27 protein-coding genes are annotated in these 18,988 nt (G+C 61.3%); 15 read left to right on the top strand and 12 right to left on the bottom strand.

All coding sequences use genetic code 11. The features are described from left to right. Positions 1-2 precede the first annotated feature (2 nt). The 4 genes from ACTOWK_RS19895 to ACTOWK_RS19910 all read right to left on the bottom strand — a co-directional run bounded on the left by ACTOWK_RS19895 (position 3) and on the right by ACTOWK_RS19910 (position 2,333). Positions 3-467 (bottom strand): recombinase family protein, encoded by a 465-nt coding sequence (locus ACTOWK_RS19895; protein ID WP_441331829.1) that lies wholly within the window; start codon positions 465-467, stop codon positions 3-5. Next, positions 457-939, bottom strand: coding sequence for a DUF2924 domain-containing protein (locus ACTOWK_RS19900; RefSeq protein WP_441331830.1), 483 nt, complete (start codon positions 937-939; stop codon positions 457-459). The genes ACTOWK_RS19895 and ACTOWK_RS19900 overlap by 11 nt, the downstream gene beginning before the upstream one ends. Positions 940-1,135: 196 nt before the next feature. Beyond that, positions 1,136-2,068, bottom strand: a complete 933-nt coding sequence (locus ACTOWK_RS19905) for a hypothetical protein (protein ID WP_441331831.1) — start codon at positions 2,066-2,068, stop codon at positions 1,136-1,138. A gap of 91 nt (positions 2,069-2,159) precedes the next feature. Further along, positions 2,160-2,333, bottom strand: coding sequence for a hypothetical protein (locus ACTOWK_RS19910; RefSeq protein ID WP_441331832.1), 174 nt, complete (start codon positions 2,331-2,333; stop codon positions 2,160-2,162). 308 nt (positions 2,334-2,641) lie between these two features. Between ACTOWK_RS19910 and ACTOWK_RS19915 the strand changes: the two genes are divergently transcribed. From ACTOWK_RS19915 to ACTOWK_RS19965, 11 genes are all read left to right on the top strand, one after another. After that, positions 2,642-2,845, top strand: a complete 204-nt coding sequence (locus ACTOWK_RS19915; RefSeq protein ID WP_441331833.1) for a helix-turn-helix transcriptional regulator — start codon at positions 2,642-2,644, stop codon at positions 2,843-2,845. Further along, positions 2,842-3,312, top strand: a complete 471-nt coding sequence (locus ACTOWK_RS19920) for a hypothetical protein (RefSeq protein ID WP_441331834.1) — start codon at positions 2,842-2,844, stop codon at positions 3,310-3,312. Before ACTOWK_RS19915 ends, ACTOWK_RS19920 begins: the two co-directional genes overlap by 4 nt. A 223-nt stretch (positions 3,313-3,535) precedes the next feature. Further along, a complete protein-coding gene (locus ACTOWK_RS19925) occupies positions 3,536-4,363 on the top strand; it encodes an ATP-binding protein (RefSeq protein WP_441331835.1) in 828 nt (275 codons plus the stop codon). Positions 4,364-4,378: 15 nt separating this feature from the next. Then, positions 4,379-4,993: a hypothetical protein gene (locus ACTOWK_RS19930; protein ID WP_441331836.1), complete on the top strand. Its 615-nt coding sequence runs from the start codon at positions 4,379-4,381 to the stop codon at positions 4,991-4,993. Positions 4,994-5,005: 12 nt separating this feature from the next. Beyond that, positions 5,006-5,203 carry a hypothetical protein gene (locus ACTOWK_RS19935; protein WP_223618970.1) on the top strand — a complete coding sequence of 66 codons (198 nt, stop codon included), beginning with the start codon at positions 5,006-5,008 and terminating at the stop codon, positions 5,201-5,203. A gap of 188 nt (positions 5,204-5,391) precedes the next feature. Further along, positions 5,392-5,628, top strand: coding sequence for a DUF6511 domain-containing protein (locus tag ACTOWK_RS19940; protein WP_441331837.1), 237 nt, complete (start codon positions 5,392-5,394; stop codon positions 5,626-5,628). Next, positions 5,625-6,416 carry a PD-(D/E)XK nuclease family protein gene (locus ACTOWK_RS19945; RefSeq protein ID WP_441331838.1) on the top strand — a complete coding sequence of 264 codons (792 nt, stop codon included), beginning with the start codon at positions 5,625-5,627 and terminating at the stop codon, positions 6,414-6,416. The genes ACTOWK_RS19940 and ACTOWK_RS19945 overlap by 4 nt, the downstream gene beginning before the upstream one ends. Beyond that, positions 6,413-8,710 (top strand): phage/plasmid primase, P4 family, encoded by a 2,298-nt coding sequence (locus ACTOWK_RS19950; RefSeq protein ID WP_441331839.1) that lies wholly within the window; start codon positions 6,413-6,415, stop codon positions 8,708-8,710. Before ACTOWK_RS19945 ends, ACTOWK_RS19950 begins: the two co-directional genes overlap by 4 nt. After that, complete coding sequence (locus ACTOWK_RS19955; RefSeq protein ID WP_441331840.1) at positions 8,703-9,305, top strand: crossover junction endodeoxyribonuclease RuvC; 603 nt, start codon at positions 8,703-8,705, stop codon at positions 9,303-9,305. Before ACTOWK_RS19950 ends, ACTOWK_RS19955 begins: the two co-directional genes overlap by 8 nt. Continuing rightward, a complete protein-coding gene (locus ACTOWK_RS19960) occupies positions 9,302-9,511 on the top strand; it encodes a hypothetical protein (protein ID WP_441331841.1) in 210 nt (69 codons plus the stop codon). The genes ACTOWK_RS19955 and ACTOWK_RS19960 overlap by 4 nt, the downstream gene beginning before the upstream one ends. After that, positions 9,504-9,932 (top strand): DUF6362 family protein, encoded by a 429-nt coding sequence (locus ACTOWK_RS19965; protein ID WP_441331842.1) that lies wholly within the window; start codon positions 9,504-9,506, stop codon positions 9,930-9,932. The genes ACTOWK_RS19960 and ACTOWK_RS19965 overlap by 8 nt, the downstream gene beginning before the upstream one ends. A gap of 1,382 nt (positions 9,933-11,314) precedes the next feature. Here the strand turns inward: ACTOWK_RS19965 and ACTOWK_RS19970 are convergent. Further along, positions 11,315-11,545 (bottom strand): hypothetical protein, encoded by a 231-nt coding sequence (locus ACTOWK_RS19970; RefSeq protein ID WP_441331843.1) that lies wholly within the window; start codon positions 11,543-11,545, stop codon positions 11,315-11,317. A gap of 16 nt (positions 11,546-11,561) precedes the next feature. After that, on the bottom strand, positions 11,562-11,816 hold the full coding sequence (locus ACTOWK_RS19975) for a hypothetical protein (protein ID WP_441331844.1): 255 nt from the start codon (positions 11,814-11,816) through the stop codon (positions 11,562-11,564). A gap of 855 nt (positions 11,817-12,671) precedes the next feature. On the opposite strand from ACTOWK_RS19975, the gene ACTOWK_RS19980 reads away from it, so the two are divergent. Together ACTOWK_RS19980 and ACTOWK_RS19985 are read left to right on the top strand one after the other, a co-directional pair. Beyond that, positions 12,672-13,217: an HNH endonuclease gene (locus tag ACTOWK_RS19980; protein WP_441331845.1), complete on the top strand. Its 546-nt coding sequence runs from the start codon at positions 12,672-12,674 to the stop codon at positions 13,215-13,217. After that, entirely contained in the window at positions 13,199-14,455 is a 1,257-nt protein-coding gene (locus tag ACTOWK_RS19985) for a site-specific DNA-methyltransferase (RefSeq protein ID WP_441331846.1), read from the top strand. The genes ACTOWK_RS19980 and ACTOWK_RS19985 overlap by 19 nt, the downstream gene beginning before the upstream one ends. Before the next feature lie 493 nt (positions 14,456-14,948). Here ACTOWK_RS19985 and ACTOWK_RS19990 read toward each other — a convergent pair whose 3' ends face one another. The 6 genes from ACTOWK_RS19990 to ACTOWK_RS20015 all read right to left on the bottom strand — a co-directional run bounded on the left by ACTOWK_RS19990 (position 14,949) and on the right by ACTOWK_RS20015 (position 17,762). Further along, the gene (locus ACTOWK_RS19990; protein ID WP_441331847.1) at positions 14,949-15,263 is read right to left on the bottom strand and encodes a hypothetical protein; all 315 of its coding nucleotides are present in this window, start codon (positions 15,261-15,263) and stop codon (positions 14,949-14,951) included. A gap of 173 nt (positions 15,264-15,436) precedes the next feature. Further along, positions 15,437-15,718: a hypothetical protein gene (locus tag ACTOWK_RS19995; protein ID WP_441331848.1), complete on the bottom strand. Its 282-nt coding sequence runs from the start codon at positions 15,716-15,718 to the stop codon at positions 15,437-15,439. A 263-nt stretch (positions 15,719-15,981) separates the two neighbouring features. After that, the gene (locus ACTOWK_RS20000) at positions 15,982-16,668 is read right to left on the bottom strand and encodes a DUF3489 domain-containing protein (RefSeq protein ID WP_441331849.1); all 687 of its coding nucleotides are present in this window, start codon (positions 16,666-16,668) and stop codon (positions 15,982-15,984) included. Then, positions 16,665-16,916: a hypothetical protein gene (locus ACTOWK_RS20005; RefSeq protein WP_441331850.1), complete on the bottom strand. Its 252-nt coding sequence runs from the start codon at positions 16,914-16,916 to the stop codon at positions 16,665-16,667. Before ACTOWK_RS20005 ends, ACTOWK_RS20000 begins: the two co-directional genes overlap by 4 nt. Beyond that, positions 16,900-17,130, bottom strand: coding sequence for a hypothetical protein (locus ACTOWK_RS20010; RefSeq protein WP_441331851.1), 231 nt, complete (start codon positions 17,128-17,130; stop codon positions 16,900-16,902). The genes ACTOWK_RS20005 and ACTOWK_RS20010 overlap by 17 nt, the downstream gene beginning before the upstream one ends. A 173-nt stretch (positions 17,131-17,303) precedes the next feature. Beyond that, positions 17,304-17,762, bottom strand: a complete 459-nt coding sequence (locus ACTOWK_RS20015; protein WP_441331852.1) for a DUF6900 domain-containing protein — start codon at positions 17,760-17,762, stop codon at positions 17,304-17,306. Positions 17,763-17,951: 189 nt separating this feature from the next. On the opposite strand from ACTOWK_RS20015, the gene ACTOWK_RS20020 reads away from it, so the two are divergent. Both ACTOWK_RS20020 and ACTOWK_RS20025 read left to right on the top strand, forming a co-directional pair. After that, complete coding sequence (locus ACTOWK_RS20020) at positions 17,952-18,206, top strand: hypothetical protein (protein ID WP_441331853.1); 255 nt, start codon at positions 17,952-17,954, stop codon at positions 18,204-18,206. A gap of 495 nt (positions 18,207-18,701) precedes the next feature. Then, positions 18,702-18,884 (top strand): hypothetical protein, encoded by a 183-nt coding sequence (locus ACTOWK_RS20025; protein WP_441331854.1) that lies wholly within the window; start codon positions 18,702-18,704, stop codon positions 18,882-18,884. Positions 18,885-18,988 lie beyond the last annotated feature (104 nt).

Genomic DNA, 18,988 nt, shown 5'->3' on the forward strand with positions numbered 1-18,988 from the left:
CCTCAGTATCTTTTGATACGCAGGGCCGACAGCGCGCGTGCCAGCCACGGGGCAGAAGGCCCGGTTTGAGGCACGTCGCACCTAGGTCTCTCGACCGCGAGACTTTCATCCGCTTCCGATGCCTCGGCGGGCCGCCCTCTCGCGACGATCAGCGGCACACCGGCGAGCTCAAATCGAACCCGAAGCCGCAGGTCGTCCATGTACGACCGAGTCAGCCGGTCATCGGACGCGACCACAATGGCTCTGACGAACCCGGCGTCCATGTGCCGAAGCATTGATTGCAGACCCGGGCGCCTGACCGTTGATCCGGCCATGCCGTCGTCGCAGTAGGTGACCGTCGCGGATTCACCGAAGGCTTCCTCGGCTGCTCGCTGCGCCTGCGCGTACTGCTGCAAAATGGCGCGAGGGTCTGGCACGTCCGAGCGCGCGTAGATCACAACGTTGCCCACTTCCTTTTCACGGCTCATGTCTTTCTCCCTTCTTACTCGTCTGCGGTCGCAGCCCGAAGAATGCGGGCCCCGACCAGCGCGTCCCGGTGATTTCCCTGGCGATCTTCGACAAGCTGCCGTAGCGCCTGCCGTCGTAGTCGAACCCGCCGTCGTGCAATACCGTGACGCGATGAAGTCGGCCGGCGTGCTCCCGTGTTAGGACCACACCCGGCGTCGGCGCAGGCGCTGTGGTACGGCGGGTGACCTTGCCGGTTTCGACCAGTCGCTGGATGCGCTTGGCGTCGCTCGTAATGAGCGGGTTCTCATCGGCCTGATACGCCTCTTCTTGTAGGCGATGGGCCAGTCGACGCACTGCATACCGGCGATTGTTCACGCCAGGCGGCTCGCCGAAGTACTCCAACCACTTCACTTTGATTTCTTTCCACGTCAGGTGCGGGAGCGCCGCTACCTGAGCGGCCAGGGTTCTCTGCGCAATACTTTTCTCGATCACAGTGGGCCTCCGCGGCTCTCCAAGGGGTGGTCATACACCCTCGTTTCGCCGTCGTTATCAAGCCCAACTTTTCCGGAGAAACCACGCGTACGAAGATCCTTCCGATGCAGACGTCGCAATGCAGTCACGATCAGATCGGCGATCCGCGCTACCCGCTCCTCGGGCGTACTCGATGTGATGCTTCCATGGTCTTTGCTCATAGGTTGTCCTTACCTTCCGATAGCGTCGGCGGCAGCAGATGTTTGCGGATCGCGACTTCCCCGTTCTTCCAATCGATGAATCGCGTGAACTCCTTGCGACTACAGATTTGCGAGATACTCGTGTTCTTGGTGCTGTAGCCCGCCCGCCGCAGCACCCAGCTTTGTCTGGGGCGGGGCTGGCCGGCGTCGTGCGCTTCTGCTATCGCAAGCACAAACGCCCGCTGCTTCCTTTGAAGTGAGAGTTCTTCCCCTTGCAAGCGCAAGACCGATCCATCGTCGCTGAGCTCGAACCACCTGCCGGCATGGGTCGAGTTCTCTGGGTTCGGGTCAAGCAAAGCAATCGCTGTTTCCAACTGTTCCACGCTCGTCACCAGCCCCTCGCGCTCAATCCTCGCGACTTTGACGAGCGGGATAGCCATTCGCCCGTTTCCACTCAGTTCCGTCGGCACGATCCGCTTGGTCGTAAGCAACACCTGTCGCTCGGCGGCGTCTGCATCGAGCGCCGCGATCGTCTGGTCTACGTCATCCGTCCAGATGTAACGGAACAGGTACACGGAAACGTTCCTCTGCCCCATCGAAACTGTCGCTAGGCGCCAAAGACGATTCGGCACCAGGCACACCGGCTCTGCATCGGCGAGTTGCGCTGATAACTGAGCCGGCAGCCAGTCTTCTCGTACTCGCGCTGCCGCAAACGGTTGCCAAAGTTCAACTTTTCCGCCGCACTTGAGGCAGATCAGACTTTGATCGTCGTAGGTCCACGCGTGGCGAAGCAGTTCGGCGGCGCACACCTTGCACTGACTACGAACGGCGCGCTTTGCAGGGAACAACGCACCGATCAGAACCAACGTTTTGAAGAATCGGCTGTTATTTGCGGGCAACAGCGGGCCATACGGCTCATTGTTGAACCGGTCGAGGTATTTCTGGAGCACAGTAGAACTTCCTTACCGCGACGAATCGCGGACACAAGGCCCCGTGCAGGCCGTCGCCGGCCCGATGGAATTCTCTTGGACTAGTGAACGATCAGCGAATCGGCGAAGCCGATACCACCAAATCGCCTAGTTTTTGCTCATGTAGAGCGTTAGCGATCGCCATCAGCGATCCGCTGAAAGCCGGAATGCCGACGTGCATGAGTAGAGGGAGAAGCGTGCCCGAGAGGCGCACTGAGGAGGTATGGCGAACGAATCCGTTGTTCATAGTGGGTCCTTCGTTGAAGACCACTTTAGAGTTGTGGCTGGAACTGAATCGAAGCCTATCGCGCCATTCATGATGTGCGCAATATCACAAGTGCATTCCGGCCGGTGCGGGACAGCACAATCCAATTTTGGTTCATGCTTCGTTCGGATTGAAGCATCCGAATGCGATTCGGTGCTCTCTGCTTCTAGTCGTTTCTAGCTTGATCTAGTCTCCGATCTAGTCGTTTCCATCTTTCGGTTCTAGCCGGCTTTGTACGACGCTTCTCCGCGAAAGCACATTCGTGTCATCGCATGAGAGGAGTTGTTGTAGTGAGCCAGCCCAACCTTTCTACCGAAGAACTTGCCGATCGCTGGAGCGTCACCACGCGCACCATCAAGCGGTGGCGCAGCGAAGGCATCGGCCCGCGTTCGTTCAAAGTCGGCCAGGTCGTCCGATACCGGCTCGACGACGTTGAGCACTTTGAATGCCGCGCGCCGAGTACCGCCCCGCAAGCCGCCGGGGAGGCCGCATGACCCTATTGGAACGCTGCATGGGTCGGCCAGCATCCGAACTGGCGGACTATTCGCCCGAGATGCTGCTCGACCTGAAGAAGCAGGCGGCTGAGGCGCTTGCGACCGCCAAAGCGAACGCCGACTGGATCGATCGAGCGCTGGACCTGAAGTACGGCTACATCGCGGCGCAACAGCGTTTGGCCGCCGACAAGGACACCGGCACGGTGTCCTTTGCCGATGGTGACATCCGCGTCAGCGTTGAGTTGCCGAAGAAGGTGGAGTGGGACCAGGCGCAGCTCGCGCGCATCGTCGAGCGTATCCGGGCCGCCGGCAAAGACCCCGCCGAGTTCGTGGAAGTCACCTATCGGATCAGCGAGACCAGGTACAACGCCTGGCCCGCCTCGTTGCGCACGTCCTTCGACGCCGCACGCACCCTCAAGACCGGCAAGCCAAGCTTCCGCCTGTCCGCGCCCGGGGACGAAGCGTGACGAAAATCACAATTTTATATTGCAGCAGCATTTTGTCCATCCGCGTGGCGGACGACGACGAGGCCTGCATTTGGCTTCTCTGTAGCTCACGCCGCCGTTCCGCCGCAGACGCTCCGCGTGCCGGAGACCAGAGGTCGATGCCGGCCCCCGCCCAGTCCACTTCCCCCGCTCCCACGGACGACCCATGGAACGACCTGCTGCGCAAACTCTTGGGAGGCCGTTGATGACCCTGCCGATCATCACCGCGGATCAGCGCCTGACCGAGGTCCGCGGCGTCAAAGGTGTCCTCGTCGGCCGCTGGGGCCTGGGCAAGACCTTCCAGCTGTGGACGCTCAATCCGAGCACGACCTTGTTCGTAGATATCGAAGCCGGGGACCTGGCCGTAAAGGACTGGCCCGGCGACAGCCTGCGCCCGCGCACGTGGGAGGAATGCCGCGACATCGCCGTGCTGCTCGGCGGTCCGAACCCTGCACTGCGCGACGGCCAGCCGTTTAGCCAAGACCACTACGATCGCGCGCGTCAGCGGTATGGCGATCCGGTCGGGTTGGAGAAGTACCGGACGATCTTCCTCGACTCCATTACCGTCGCCGGCCGGCTGTGCTTGCAGTGGTGCAAAGGCCAACCCCAGGCGTTTTCGGACCGAGCCAACAAGCCCGACATGCGCGGTGCTTACGGCCTGATGGGTCAGGAGATGGTGGCCTGGCTGACCCACATCCAGCACACCCGAGATAAGCACATCTGGTTCGTCGGCATCCTCGACCAGCGCACCGACGAGTTCAACCGCAAGTTCTACGAGTTGCAGATCGACGGCTCCAAGACTGGCCTGGAACTACCGGGCATCGTCGACGAGGTGATCACGCTCGCCGAGATCACCAACGGCGACGGCCCGCCGTACCGCGCATTCGTCTGCCACACCGCCAATCCCTGGGGGTTCCCCGCCAAGGACCGATCCGGTCGCCTGGAGTTGGTCGAGCCGCCGGACCTGGGCCTGCTCATGCGCAAGCTCGGGGCGCCCGAGGCGGCAGCCCCCAATCCTCCCTCCCTCCACTAGTTCGCAGGAAACCTCATGTCGGTCTGGAACAACTTCAACGACGCCGAGAGTCCGGCGTTCGCCCTCATCCCCAAAGGCACCTTGGTCAAAGTCCGCATGACCATCAAGCCCGGTGGCTACAACGACCCGAGCCAGGGTTGGCTGCACGGCTGGGCGACTCGCGGTGATACCGGCGCCGTCTACCTCAACGGCGAGTTCGTGGTACTCGAAGGCAAATATGCGCGTCGCAAACTCTGGTCGCTGATCGGTCTGCAGAGCTCGAACGGACCGACCTGGGGCCAAATGGGCCGCAGCTTCATCAAGGGCGCGCTCAATTCCGCGCACGGTCTACACCCCGACGACATGAGTGCCGCCGCCCAGGCCGGCCGTTGCATTGAAAGCTTCGCCGACCTCGACGGCCTGGTGTTCGTCGGCAAAGTCGATTGGGAAAAGGACAGCTACGGCGAAGACAAGGCCGTCATCAAGATCCCGATCATGCCCGATCACCCCCAATACAAAGAGGCCATGGGATCGGTCGCTGCATCGGCCAACGGCTACAGCGCGCAGTCGGCGGCGGTACCGGCGCACGTGGCGAACGGTGTGCAAGCCGAGGCGGCACCGGCCTCCAGTCGCCCGGCGTGGGCTCAGTAAGGCGGCGCGTCCATGTCACACACCGCACGGCTGCAAGAACGCTATCCAAACGGCGACGGCATCTTTACGGAGTTGCGCCTGCTGGCGAGCGCCGATCTTGACGCACAGATCCAACACTACCGAGCGCTGGCTCGCGAACACGATCGACATGCTGAGGCGTTGATCGAGTACCGCAACCGGGTGTTCGACCATTCCCGCCATGGCCGATGACGCTGTGCTGGGCCTGCGGCAAGCCCGCACGTGGCTTCGGCCATCTGGACGTGCGCCGCCGGATCAGTGATCCCCGGCGTACCCCGTACCGATGGGCGTTCTGTTCGACGACGTGCCAGAACGCCTTCCACCAACTCTACGACACCCGACGCCGGAGCGATCCGGCGTCGATAGAGGAGCTATTGCCTGTGACCCACCCACTCACCCACGACGCACAGCGCGCATGCCTGAAGGCATTGGCCTCCGTCGCTGGCCGCATCGGGTTCGACACGCCGCTAGGCCACTACAACCAGGCGCAAGCCACCCAGGTCATCGAAGCCATCACCCAGGCCTACGAAGCGTCGGTACGAGCACAGTCCAATCCGGTCGGCTACAAGGTGGCGCCCCCACTCGACGGATTTGAGAACGACACGATTCCATTTTGAGTTTTGGCATTGCCATTTTCTTTTTGGCATTTGGCACTTTCGACGTCGAATTTATGCTTGATTTCAACACGCATGACCTATCCGAACATGTCGGAACCCTGGTCGATAGAGCCATGGAGCGCGACGCGGCTTTGCTGCCGCCTCGTGCCTACCTCGGTGCGTCCAGCCTTGGCGAAGACTGCGCCCGTCGCCTGCAGTTCCAATACTTCAATACCCCGAAAGATGCAGGTCGGCACTTTCCGGGTCGTGTACTGCGCGTGTTTGCCCGCGGCCACCGGGTCGAAGACTGGATGGCGGACTGGTTGCGCCTAGCCGGCTTCGACCTGCGTGCTCGTAACGAGCACGGCGAGCAGTACGGATTCACCGCTGCCGAGGGCAGGATGCGCGGCCACGCCGATGGCGTGATCGTCGCCGGTCCCAGCGGCTTCCGCTATCCGATGCTCTGGGAAAACAAAGCGGTCGGCGCCAAGACGTTTCGCGAGCTTCGGAAGAAGCGGCTCGCCGCCAGCCGCCCGGTCTACGCGACCCAGGTGGCCCTCTACCAAGCGTACCTCGGTCTCCATGAGCATCCGGCGCTCTTCACGGCGATCTGCGCCGACGACATGGCGATCTATGCAGAGCGGGTCAACTTTGACCGCGGCTTGGCACAGCGTGCATCGGACCGTGCCGTCCACATCCTACGTGCCTGCGATTCCGCTGAGCTCCTGCCCCGCATCAGCACAACCCCCACCCATCAAACCTGTCGGTACTGCCCCTGGCAGGACCGCTGCTGGAGCCTGCCCCATTGAATACATGGAACGATTTCAACGACGCTGAGCCGGCGTCCGCACCAAACGGTCAAACCCGACGAGCGGAGGTGAGATCCGCGCTTCTGCTGCGGCTGGAGGCGTTGCTAGCGGCACTATTTCCCGACGGCAAGTCGCGGCGCGGCAGATTCACAATCGGCGATGTCCACGGCGCGGCCGGAGACAGCCTGGAGATCGCGCTAACAGGCGACAAGGCCGGGTTGTGGAACGATCACGCCACCGGCGAGGGCGGCGACATCTTCGACTTGATCGCAGCGCAAGCCGGGCTCGACACGCGGCACGACTTCGCCGCGGTGCTCGATCGCGCAGCCGACCTGGCGGGCCATGTGCCGGCGCCAGCGGCCGACTCGTCGCCCAGGCGGCGCCGGTCGGAACCGACGCTGGACGAACTGGGCCCGCATACGGCGCGGTGGGACTACTTGAGCACCGACGGCGAGCTGATCGCGTGTGTGTATCGCTACGACCCGCCGGAGGGCAAGCAGTACCGGCCCTGGGATGCGAAGCGACGCAAGCACCAGGCACCCTCGCCGCGGCCACTCTATAACCAGCCGGGCGTCGCCGCGGCGACCGAGGTCGTCCTGGTCGAAGGCGAGAAATCGGCCGATGCATTGATCGAGCGCGGCGCCTGCGCCACAACGTCGATGAACGGCGCGAACGCGCCCATCGACAAGACCGATTGGTCGCCGCTCTGCGGAAAGCACGTACTGATCTGGCCCGATAAAGACAAACCCGGCTGGGAGTACGCGATGCAGGCGGCGCAGGCTGCCTTCAAGGCCGGCGCCGACTCGTGCGCACTGCTGCACCTACCCGAAGACAAGCCGCTCGGTTGGGATGCGGCGGACGCCGCCGTGGACGGATTCGACATCGATGGATTCCTGCGCGCGGGCGAGCGCACCTTCCTTTCGCCCGGCAACGACGACGCACCGCCGCCGATCGACTTCGACGGCCTAGATTGGAGCAGCGACGACGGCCTTGGCCTGGCCTTCACCCGACGCTATGCAGATGATTGGTCCTACTGCGCGGCCTGGGGTCAGTGGCTTAGCTGGACCGGCACACGTTGGAATCCAGATCGGGCGTTGGTCCTGCAGCATCTCGTGCGCGGCGTCTGCCGAGCAGCGCAAGCGTTCGCCGATAAGCCCTCGCAGCGTTCAAAGCTGGCGTCAGCTTCGACCGTGAGCGGCGTTGAGCGCTTGGCCCGTAGCGATCCCCGTCACGCCTCTCGGGCCGAAGATTGGGACAGCGATTTGTGGGCGTTGAACACGCCGCGCGGGATCGTGGATCTGCGGGATGGAACGTTGCGTCGACATGCCCGGGGCGAGCATATGACCAAGCTAACCACGGCGAGTCCGCAGGGAGACTGCCCGACTTGGCGGAACTTCCTGGACGATGCGACCGGCGGCGATGTCGAATTGGCCTCGTATTTGCAACGGGTTGCCGGCTACTGCCTGACCGGTGTGACCCGCGAGCACGCGCTGTTCTTCCTGTACGGCACCGGGGCTAACGGCAAGTCTGTGTTCGTGAACGTGCTGGCGACGATTCTCGGCGACTACGGGACGAACGCGCCGATGGACACGTTCATGGAATCGCGTCACGACCGCCATCCGACCGAACTGGCCGGCCTGCGTGGTGCGCGCTTCGTGTCCGCCAGCGAGACTGAGCAGGGCCGGCGCTGGAACGAGTCCAAGCTCAAGTCGATCACGGGCGGCGATACGGTCAGTGCGCGATTCATGCGGCAGGATTTCTTCGAGTACACGCCGCAGTTCAAGCTGGTCGTGGCTGGTAATCACAAGCCGGCGATCCGTAATGCCGACGAGGCAATGAAGCGGCGCCTACATCTGGTGCCGTTCACCGTCACCATCCCGCCAGAGCGGCGAGACAAGCGTCTGACCGAGAAGCTGCTGGCCGAGCGCGACGGGATCATGACCTGGGCCATTGATGGCTGCCTGCAATGGCAGGGGGTCGGTCTGTGCCCGCCGCAGTGCGTGGTCGATGCCACCGAGGAGTATTTCGAAGGCGAGGACGCGCTAGGACATTGGATCGAAGAGCGCTGCTTTGTGCATGCGCAGTCGAAGGCCCTCGTCGCCGATCTGTTCGCCGACTGGCGCGAATGGGCCGAAGGCAGCGGTGAGTTCGTGGGCTCGGTCAAGCGCTTCTCGGATCTTCTCACTACGCGTCAGTTCACCAAGTACAAGGGCGGCAAGGGCGCGCGCTATTTCGCCGGCTTGAGTTTGAAGCCGAAATCCTTCGCACAGTTCGGAGGCGTGAGCCGTGGCTAAAATCAATGACTTATGCGAGAAGGTGGCGGATGGGGCAGAGATGCCGGTTCCCTCTCATGTGTGCGTGCGCGCGCACACACGCGCATTAACCGGCAACCCTGCCCCATCCGCCACCCAGGTCGTCGGTGACACCTCGCCGACACTGTTGGCGCTCGACTTGGGCACGACGCTGGGTTGGGCCCTGCGCCTATCTGGTCAGGCCATGAGCGGCACCGAGCACTTCAAGGTCGGCCGCTTCGAAGGCGGCGGCATGCGCTACCTGCGCTTCGTCCGTTGGCTCGATGAGCTTTCGCGTTTTGCTGGACCGCCTTCGGCGCTCTACTTCGAAGAAGTGCGCCGCCATCGCGGCGTCGATGCCGCCCACGTCTACGGCGGGTTCTTGGCCCAGCTCACTGCGTGGTGCGAGCGTCACGCTGTTCCGTACCAGGGCGTCCCGGTCGGCACGATCAAGAAGTTCGCCACCGGCAAGGGCAATGCCGACAAGGCGGCGATGATCGAAGCGGCGAAGGGTTGGGGCCATCGGCCCGAGGACGACAACGAGGCCGACGCCCTCGCACTGCTCCATTGGGCCATCGCCCGGGAGACGACGGCATGATCACGTCCGAGTTCCGATATCGCTCGCCCCTGGGTCGTTTCGTGCCGCAGACGCTGGATCTGGACCGCCTCAAGCGCGAAGGCTGGCGTGAGCAAGGCCTGCTCGTCGTCTCGGCCGAGGACGCGCGCCTGGATTGGGTGGAGCGGCAACTGCTGAGCCAGATTGCAGAGCGCCTGTACGGGAAGCGGGATAAGACGAATGGCTGACTGGACCGTGCAGAAGGTCGCCGATCAGTTCCAGGAGGCGGCCATCACCGCCCGCCGACTGCCGCCAGCCAAGGTGCAGGGCTACGCGTCGTATTGGCCGGACATCCAGCGGCAGTCATGGGAAGGCTACTCGGACGAGCGCATCGTCCTGCGATTTGCTGCATCGCCTGCGGCGATCGACCGCTTCGGGCAGACCGTGCGTTGGTTGCGGTGGCTGGACGAGGAGCAACGGCGCTTGGTCTGGCTGCGTGCCCAGCAGGTGCCGTGGCGCGAGGTCTGCACGCGGACTGGGCTGATCCGCAAGACGGCCTGGCGTCGGTGGCAGCACGCCCTGGTGCTGGTGACCGTTCACCTCAATGGGCCGCTGCCCCGCTTCTCTGCGGCGTTGTCGGATGTTTCGACGGCGCCTTTGTCCTCCTGACACTGCATGTCACCTTGTGTCCCCAGGGTTGCAAAATCGGGGTGTCCCAAACACCCCGGTTTTGCCCTAGCCTAGTCGGCATGCTGATTGCAGTGCGTCGGCGCCATTGGAGTTCATTAATGTGCTCTAGTCGGTAGAGGTGAAGCCGTACTTATTGAGATGGTCCTCAATCATGTCGTAGCGCGACTCCTTCCAGGAAAACTCTATTCTTAGCGCGTCATCACTCTCCAGGAGTGGCGAGACAGATGTCACGCCTGGCAATGCGCGTATCGCTGTCAATACATCATCCCGAAATGAACCAATGGAACTGTGGTGGAACGGAACTCTACGGACGATCAACTTCGGCATTACTTTTCCTACACGGAACACATCGGCGCGCAGCCTAGCAAAATAATCTAAAAACGAGACTGTCGAGGTCACACGGAAAGCGTGTCATTTAGCGTGAAGTTGATCGCTGACAGCTACTCGTCGAGCGCGGCACGTCAAGTAAGCCAGTCGCCTGACTCAGCGTGCACTAGTTTCACGCCTTGATCTCGAAGCAGGGCAATGAGCACATCGGGCCACTTCGGATCTTCGGTCTCGAAGCACAGGGTCGCCTCGTTAATCGTCTCATGGAGCAATTTGCACTTTTGTATGCAAGACGCCTGCGCAAGGATCTTACAAGCTAGGGGGCCGATACTTCTAGGTTTAGAGAATCGGCCAGATGCTCTTGCAAGGATTACCAGATACTTCCCCATGGTCGTCATTCCCGGGCCCTTAACGTCATGCTCGCTCTGTCCGGGTTTGAGTCAAGGACCGTTCGTCGGCCATCTATATGATTCGCTTGAGGTAAGGCGCTACGGCCCAGTCGAGAGCCGAATCGCTTCGTAAATGTCAGGCAACAGCACTACTGGCGAGCATCATGCAGGCACGACCTATTCCTCCTGGGTGATTCCTGCAGATACGAACAACAGCGCCATCGAACTGATCCAATAGGAAACTGGTATATCGGCGCCACCCTACATCGGTGCAGCCCGCCCTAAAGCGCAGAAATAAGGCTTTAGCCACTCGGGGCGCCGATTATGCCTTAGCAAGATGGATGTGGGGAGGTGTGTAAAAACTTCTGCGACAAAGATCTTTCTCAATTCATGTTAGCGCGCACAAAGGCACACACTAAAAATGTGCCAACAGACATTCATTATCGCACGCAGCCCTACTGCACCCAGTGGTTCGTCACATTCGCCAGCGCGCTCGATGGGATTCATGAGGTCGCTATGACTTTGTGCCGCTGGGAGAGGCGATTCTGATTGAGGGAAAATGCGAAGACCGGGGAATTCCAATCACTTCGGCTTTTCTCTAGCCTAGTCGGCATGCTGATCGTGGTGCGCCGGCAACGCGACGGATCAGCAGTTCACTTCGAGGCCGAAATGGTGCAGATGCTCGTCGGAGATGATCGGCATACCGTGACTTATCCAAACAAACGAAATTTCCACGGAAAATATAGTCTCGTACTCGGCCTTCACTTCCACCGTGCCGGTCAGGTCGTCCAGCGCAGCAACACCGAGCTCACCCAGTGGCACGGCGCTGAGGAGCCTGCTGCTATCTCGCTTTAGTGAGATGACATTTCGGTTCATGGAATCGCTTCGTGAACTAGGAGTGCCAGTCGCACAGTTCGGCATAGTCCAGCGCCATCCCTCGGTCGGCGAGCTTTGCGTCGAGCCAGTGCGGCAATTCCGGCTTCTCGGTTTCAAAGCTGAGCGTGGCCTCGCCGGGCGCTCCTTTCAGGAGCTTGCAGTTCCAAACACCGGGGATGCGTTCGAGAGCGCATCGAGCTGACTCGCCGAGGTCACCGACCGAAGTCTCTTGGCCCGGCCTTCTTGTGACAACAACGAGATGCTTCTTCATCGGTCGTCTCATCCAGAGCGTCGACCCATCTTCTCGCTGCACGACGACCCTTTGGGTACCGCTGGTCGGCAGGTTAATCAGTAGGTACTTTTGATGGGCAGGCCTGTGCTTTGCAGCTGGGAAAGCCGACGCGCTCAAGGTGCGGTTTGCAAGGTCAATAACTGACTTTATGGCGCTCTTTGCGCTGCACGTCCTCGTGATGACTAGTTTGCGTTGTCTCATCGAGTACGTGCCTACTAGACCTGATAAGCCTTACAAAAGACTTCGTTCTTCAACCAGACCAGCCCGAACTCGTCAAATACTTTCGGGGCAGTCCTCTCGGGATTCCTTCGCGACAGCCACTTATAGCTCAGCACGATTTGCGCATGTGATTCCTCTAGAACCGAAATGCTCCAAGCTAAGCGCAATCTCGAAAACGCGGCCAGTGCTATATCGCTGAGCGGGAAAAATTCCAAAGCCGGGCTGGTCGCGCGTAGTAAGGTGACTACGTATAGTTTCATGCTTCCCCCCGGATCGGATCGAGGCTATCGACAACCGGCCGCCGTATTGTCCTCCCAACCGAGTTGATTTGGGAGCCGCGAGTCCGCTTATCGATCCGGCGCAGTAAAGCTGCAGAAGCCCCACGATGTAGCCTCTGCGGCGCTACGCGCCTCCTGCGTCTTGCGCGTGCCCCTCCCCGCGCCAAGCCGGACGACGGCCCACTGAGGGCCACTCGCTGCGCCGTGTGGCCGAAAATCGCGGGTCCTTCCCACAGCATAGATCGCGCGGGGGGCCTAGCCGCAAAACCCCGCTAGCGTCAATCTTTTCATTCGGGTTTGCAGTCCTTGCCATCCGGTTCGCACTTGCCGAGTTCCGATGCCAATTGCCTCCTCTCGCATCGAGCTGGCAGAGGCGATCGCGTCTGTTGAGTGGCGTCCGATCCCAATTGCACCGGGATACGAGGCGTCCAGCCTCGGCACGATCCGAAACTCGGAAACACTGCGCGTGCTCAAGCCTTGGATTGCGGGTTCGGGATACCGGTACGTAATGCTTAGCTCGCGCGGTCCAAGAACGACTGTGCATCGGCTAGTTGCAATGACATTTCACGGATTACCCCCCACCGACAAGCCCGAGGTTGCGCACTTCGACGGCAACTGTCTCAACAATGTTCCGCAGAACCTGCGATGGGCTTCTCGCAGCGAGAACATCGACGACCAACGTCGTCATGGGACGCTGCGCCCGCCCTTGCTCAAGGGCGAGCAACACGGGCGAGCACGACTGAAAGGCTGCGATGTGCTCGAAATACGACAGCACTCGCCAAGCGACAGACCAAGCCAGATCGAACTCAGTAAACGCTTCGGCATTGCTCACCGAACCATTCTCCACGTTCTGAACGGGACCACTTGGAAACATCTCAATTAGCTGTTAAGTACCAGGACGTAGGCAGCCTGCTCGCCTATGCCCGGAATGCCCGCACGCACTCCGATGCACAGGTAGCGCAGATCGCCGCCAGTATCGTGGAGTTCGGTTGGACGAATCCGATCCTGGTTGATGGCGCCAACGGCATCATCGCCGGCCACGGTCGACTACTGGCGGCGCGCCAACTGGGACTCGCGCAAGTGCCGGTGATCGAGCTTGCCCATTTGACCCCGGCGCAGAAGCGCGCCTACGTCATCGCCGACAATCGCCTGGCCGAGAACGCCGGTTGGGATGAGGAGCTGCTGAGGCTGGAGTTGGTCGAGCTTCGCGACGCGGAGTTCGATCTGGACCTGTTGGGCTTCACCGACGACAAGCTGGACGAGCTGCTGATCGATGACCAGGTCGGACTGACAGACGACGATGAGGTGCCCGAGCCGGCCGAGCATCCGGTTTCTCGGCGCGGCGACGTCTGGATCTGCGGCAGCCACAAAGTGCTGTGCGGCGATGCCACCAGCGGCGACGACTACGCCGCCTTGCTCGGCGACGAACTGGTGGACATGACGTTCACCGATCCGCCCTACAACGTCGACTACGCCAACAACCCGAAGGACAAGCTCCGCGGAAAGCATCGCCCAATCCTCAACGACAACCTCGGTTCCGACTTCGGCGCCTTCCTGCAGGCCGCCTGTCAGCAGATCCTGACGGCGACCAAGGGCGCGGTCTACATGGCCATGTCGTCGTCAGAATTGGACCGCCTGCAAGATGCCTTCCGCGCAGCGGGCGGTCGCTGGTCCACCTTCATCATCTGGGCCAAGAACAAGTTCACGATGGGCCATGCCGACTACCAGCGGCAGTACGAGCCCATCCTCTACGGCTGGCGCGACGGCAATGACCGGTTCTGGTGCGGCGCGCGCGACCAGGGCGACGTCTGGTTCATCGCCCGCACCAGCAAGAACGACCTCCATCCGACCATGAAGCCGGTGGCGCTGGTCGAACGGTCGATCCGCAACAGCAGCAAGAGCCGCGATCTGATCCTCGATCCATTCGGCGGCTCGGGCACGACGATGATCGCCTGCGAGAAGACCGGCCGCCGCGCGCGCCTGATCGAACTGGACCCGAAATACGCAGACGTGATCGTCCGGCGCTGGCAAGACCACACGGGCCAGGCTGCGTTGCGACAGTCCGACGGCGTGCTCTTCGATGATGCTGCCATAGCCGAAGCCCACCCCGAGGTCGAATGAACCGCTCGACGTACTACAACGAGAATTGCTCCGTCGGTGCAATGGGCTTCGAAATCTGATTAGCTCCCCGCATTTGGTTCCGCAGGTCGCCGCCCAGATCCGCGCCCCGCATGTCTAGGGCGACTATGATCGCGTCTGCACCCACACGGCCTCTTCACAAGCATTTCTTTATGTATTCTCGAACGCTCGAAAGGTCTCTATCATGCCCAAAGGTCAGCCCCGGCATCCCACCCTGACGGCTACCCAGTACTTGAGCCTGCGCGATGCCATCGAAGCGATTGCAGACGCCTGGCAGCGGGGACTCATTACAGAGGCGCAGGCGCGGGCCCTACTCGCTTACATCGATTCGAGTAGTTCGACGAGCGAAGGCCAGAAGCCTCAATTAACCCTTGTAGATCTTGGGCCACCCCGGAGCCGTTAGTCGGCAAGATCAGGGAGCCTAAAGTCACCAGTCACTATCTCGACTGGGAAAGTGACGCAGGCGCTTCGGTTGTCAAACCGCCAAGCCGACGTAGTGGGCATAGTTACTGCCGTTCGGCTTCACGTAGAGGGTGGTTCGATCCGGCGACCGAATTTCGAGTACCTCGTGGCAGATGCCGTCGAAGTCGGCTAGCCAGTCGCGGGCACGTAGCAACTGCTTGGCAAATGCGTCGTACTCTTCAGCGGCCAGGTCTTTGGTCGCGACAACCAACGCTAGTTCGGCGCGGACGTTCAGGTGGCTCAGTTCCCGCTGGACCCAAGAAAGGCTCTCAGCCTTTCGCGCAAATCGGACCATTTGGTTGCGGGGCGTAATGGTCGTCGTGGTCATGTCGGTCTTCCGTGGTGGGCGTGTGGACATGAGCGCTTCATTCCCGGCGGAAGCCAAGTCATTAGTTGCGGAACCGCGCAGAAACCCGAAGTCGTTAAGGTGTCAGACGAGAACGACCGTTCACAGGACGAAAGCGGCGGGCATTCTCTGAGCGCCGCCTTGGAAGTCCTTAACTAAGCCGTGTCGACCCTGCCCGTCTTGGGGTTATAGCGCTGAGCTCCGCCTGTTCGAATCGGTGTCTCGCGCCCCCAATGGACTCCGCATAGGTAGTCATCGCGGTACTCGACGGCGCGGTCCGCTTGTGCGCGCGAAAGTCCACATCGGATGAAGTAGTCGCGCAGCTCCTCATACGTGCCGATGACGTTGTTGATGAGCTGATACTTGATCAAGTCGATGAGCAGTTCAGGCAGTGCGGCCAGTATTGCGTCAGCTTGTCTCGTCATGCACTGGTTCATGCCGTGGTCTCCGTGGAACCAATGAACGCTTCGTTTCAGAACGAAATCAACGCTCCATTGCTCGTTTCGCAAGGCAGACGGCCGCCGAGCAGGAAGCCTATGAAGAGGGAACACCCCAGCACCTGATGGGCGCTGGGGTCCCGCCTCTTGCGAATCAGGCTTGATAGAGCACTGCGCTGCTGATATTCGCCACACGCATCCGGCTCATTTCAGGTTTCCGAAAAGTGGCGGCGGCCGGGATCAGTCCCCGACCGCCAGTCGGGTCACCCGGCTTCGTCGCTTCGGCCAGCGCGGTCATCCTCCGCTTCGATGCGGGCTTCCGTCGCGATCCGATACACGCGGTCTTCCTTGCCGCTCTTGTCGCTGACGAGCGTGTACCCCTTCTTCTTGAGCGCGCCGGCAAAGAATCCGCGCGTGGAGTGCGGCAACCAGCCAGTCACCTCCATCACTTGGGGGATGGTGGTTCCTTCGGGCCGCAGCAACATGGTGACGACTTGCTCGACTCGGTTCGCCTTCTCCGGCTTGGGCAGCTTCGGCGGCTTCGCCGCCCTAGCCGCCTTAGCCGCGACCGGGCACGGCGCGGTGGTAAGGCTCGCCTCGCCGTTGCTGGAGCCGTCGCCGGCCTCGGGCGAGCTTTCGCCGGGTGCGCCGACCGGCTCGCCAGTGATGGCGGATTCGACGGCGGTTTCGGTTTCCGTCGCGATGTCGCCCGCGTCGCTGCCGGCGTTGGCGTCTGCCGGGGGCTGCTGGCCAACCGCCTCGTAGCCGATGTCGGTCAGCGCGTGGCCCGCGCCGTCGGCGACGATGAGTCCGTTGAGCAGCAAACCGCGCATCACCCCTGCGCGCGCTCCGCCGCCGAGATTCTTGGGGAAGCTTTCGACGCGTCCGTTGGTCTCGACGGCGCGGTCGAGGACGGCGCGCTGGCTCGGGGTCAATTCGATCTGGGTCATGATGTGTGCTCCTTAGTGGTGTGGTGGGTGTGCAGTTCCCGCGCGCGGTTGCGGCCGACCCAATCCCCTGCGGGGTCGAGTCCGCGCCGGATCATTTCGGCGCGCGCGAGTTGGTTGAGGTCGACGGTCCCGGTGGTCACTGCGACCAGCACGGCTGAGTGGATGGCCTTCAGGAACCAGAAGTCGTGCTCAGGGATGGCGCACCTGGTCGAGGCCGGGCGCGCGCTGGTGTCATTCGGCAACGACATCGACAAGGGCCTGTCGTATTTCGATATCGCCGCTGGCTAGCCCCAGCAAGACTTCATCGGGAAACATCTTGAGGATGAAGGCGGCTCTACGTTCCAGCTCGCGCTGGGCGGTCCCGGGCCAATCGTTGATTGCATTCATCTGCGCTAGGCCGTTGGTGTTGCCGCGCTTCATTCCGCGCAGATAATCCTTGAGCTGTTCGGTTTCACTTTGCATCGTGGGCCTCCGTGGCCGTCGTTGGTGTGGGGACATGAACGCTTCCTTCCGCACCGAAGCCAAGCGAATTGCGCGACTAAGAACGAGCGTTCTTTAACACGTACAGCTGTCAGACAACTTCATCAAACGCGCACAAAAAATCGCCCCGATGGGCGCTTCGTGAGCATCGCGGATTAGAGGATTCGGCGTTGCAAGATGGCCGTCGGGATCAGCTCCGTACTGGCCCGGTCCGCCTCCCAGCGATTCTGAAGTAGAGCCTTCTCGGGGATGGGCGTGGTGATGACCGTTCTGGCCCCGAAGACGCTCGGCAGTTCGCTCGTCCCGCCCTCGCCGAGCCACGTATTGCCGACCATCGTGTGCCGCTCGGTCGGTAGCTTATCGACGCGGGTGCCGCTGCCGATGACGGCGCGCGCGGAGGCGGCGTAACCGGCCAAATAGGCGGCGGTCAGCGCTGCCTTAATCCCCCAACCTCCGAGGCTGTGGAAATCCAGCGAATCGAGACCTTGAGCCTCCAAGGTGTCGACGCCGAGGTGCTGCTGCGCGATAGTGGTAAAGAGTTCGCTATTCATGTCGGCCTCCGTGGCCTTGCGTTGGGGTGGACGCATGAACGCTTCAAGTTCGATGAAAGCCAAGCGGAAGATCCTACAAATCGTGGCCTATTCCTGACGCAGACAACTGCCGTAAAGCTTCCAACCGAACGCCGCCCAACGATTAAACAGAACGGGAGAACGCTCGTTCTTATCCCGACATGTGCTTGGCTTCGAGCGCGAAGGAAGCGTTCATGTCGTCGCCGCAACGGAGCGGCGCAACGAAGGAATAAAGTGAATATTCAACTCCCGCACACGCATCTTTTCCGAACCACCCAGCAGCTTCAGGAGGCCTGCCTGGAAAAGATCGGGGCGATGGTCTTTGGTACCGGACCGTCGCTGGACGAGGACGAACTGACAGCGGCCAAGGCTTTCGCCAATACGACCTTGAAAGTGTTGGCGATGATATTCGAGGGGCAAGGCATGCACTTCGGCCTTCGCGCCAATCTCGAAGAGATGATCCAGTCGATTAACGATTGCGCGGACTAACATCCTGCGATGTGCATCAACTCCGTCGCGTGGTACGCGAGGTCTGATTGATGCAGGTCTTGGATGTCATCGATGCCGAGTACCAGCCAAAGCTAAGGTTGGCCCTACGTCACTTGGAAAGGACGATCTCGAGTGCGGAATGCGCCCCGCGAAACTAAGTTTTCGGGAATGATGTGCGATGAGGCTGGCGTGGACCTGCCTGTCGAGCCCGACTGGGAAAGCATTCTTGAGGTAGTCCACACGAAGTTGACTGACCGGTAAGTCCGAGAGGTAAGACCCCAGCACCCGATAGGGTGCTGGGGCGTTCGCTCTTCGTCTTTCCACCTGGAAGCTGTCTGCGCGCTGTCTTTGTGTGGGCAACGGTTTCAATTCGCTTGCGATTGCTTTGGAAGGAAGCGTTCATGCGTTCGCCGCAACAACGCGGCGAACAAACCTTCCTGCCGCTTCCGCAGCACCCTCAGCGATCTGAACGAGTGCTACTACTGGTTGGATACAATGATCTATGCGCTGAAGCCCGTTGCCTTGTCGCGCGAAGAACTTGCAGCCGCGAAGGAGATGGTGATCACCTGCCTGGACATCGTGAACTCCGTCTGCACAGCGGGTGACGTGCTTATCGAGGACGAGCCTGATCTCGCGGCGCTGATTGACAAGTTCATTCACGAGGCTGCCGCCCGCTGATCTGGAGGATGCAAACCCCAGCGCCCATAGGGTGCTGGGTATACCCACTTCAGTTCTTTCATTCATCCATCGCGCCGAGGCCGGCGGTCGCAGAAGCTCTACCG

Origin of the sequence: Lysobacter sp. CA196 (genome assembly GCF_052078695.1) — a bacterium.
Taxonomy (GTDB): domain Bacteria; phylum Pseudomonadota; class Gammaproteobacteria; order Xanthomonadales; family Xanthomonadaceae; genus Lysobacter.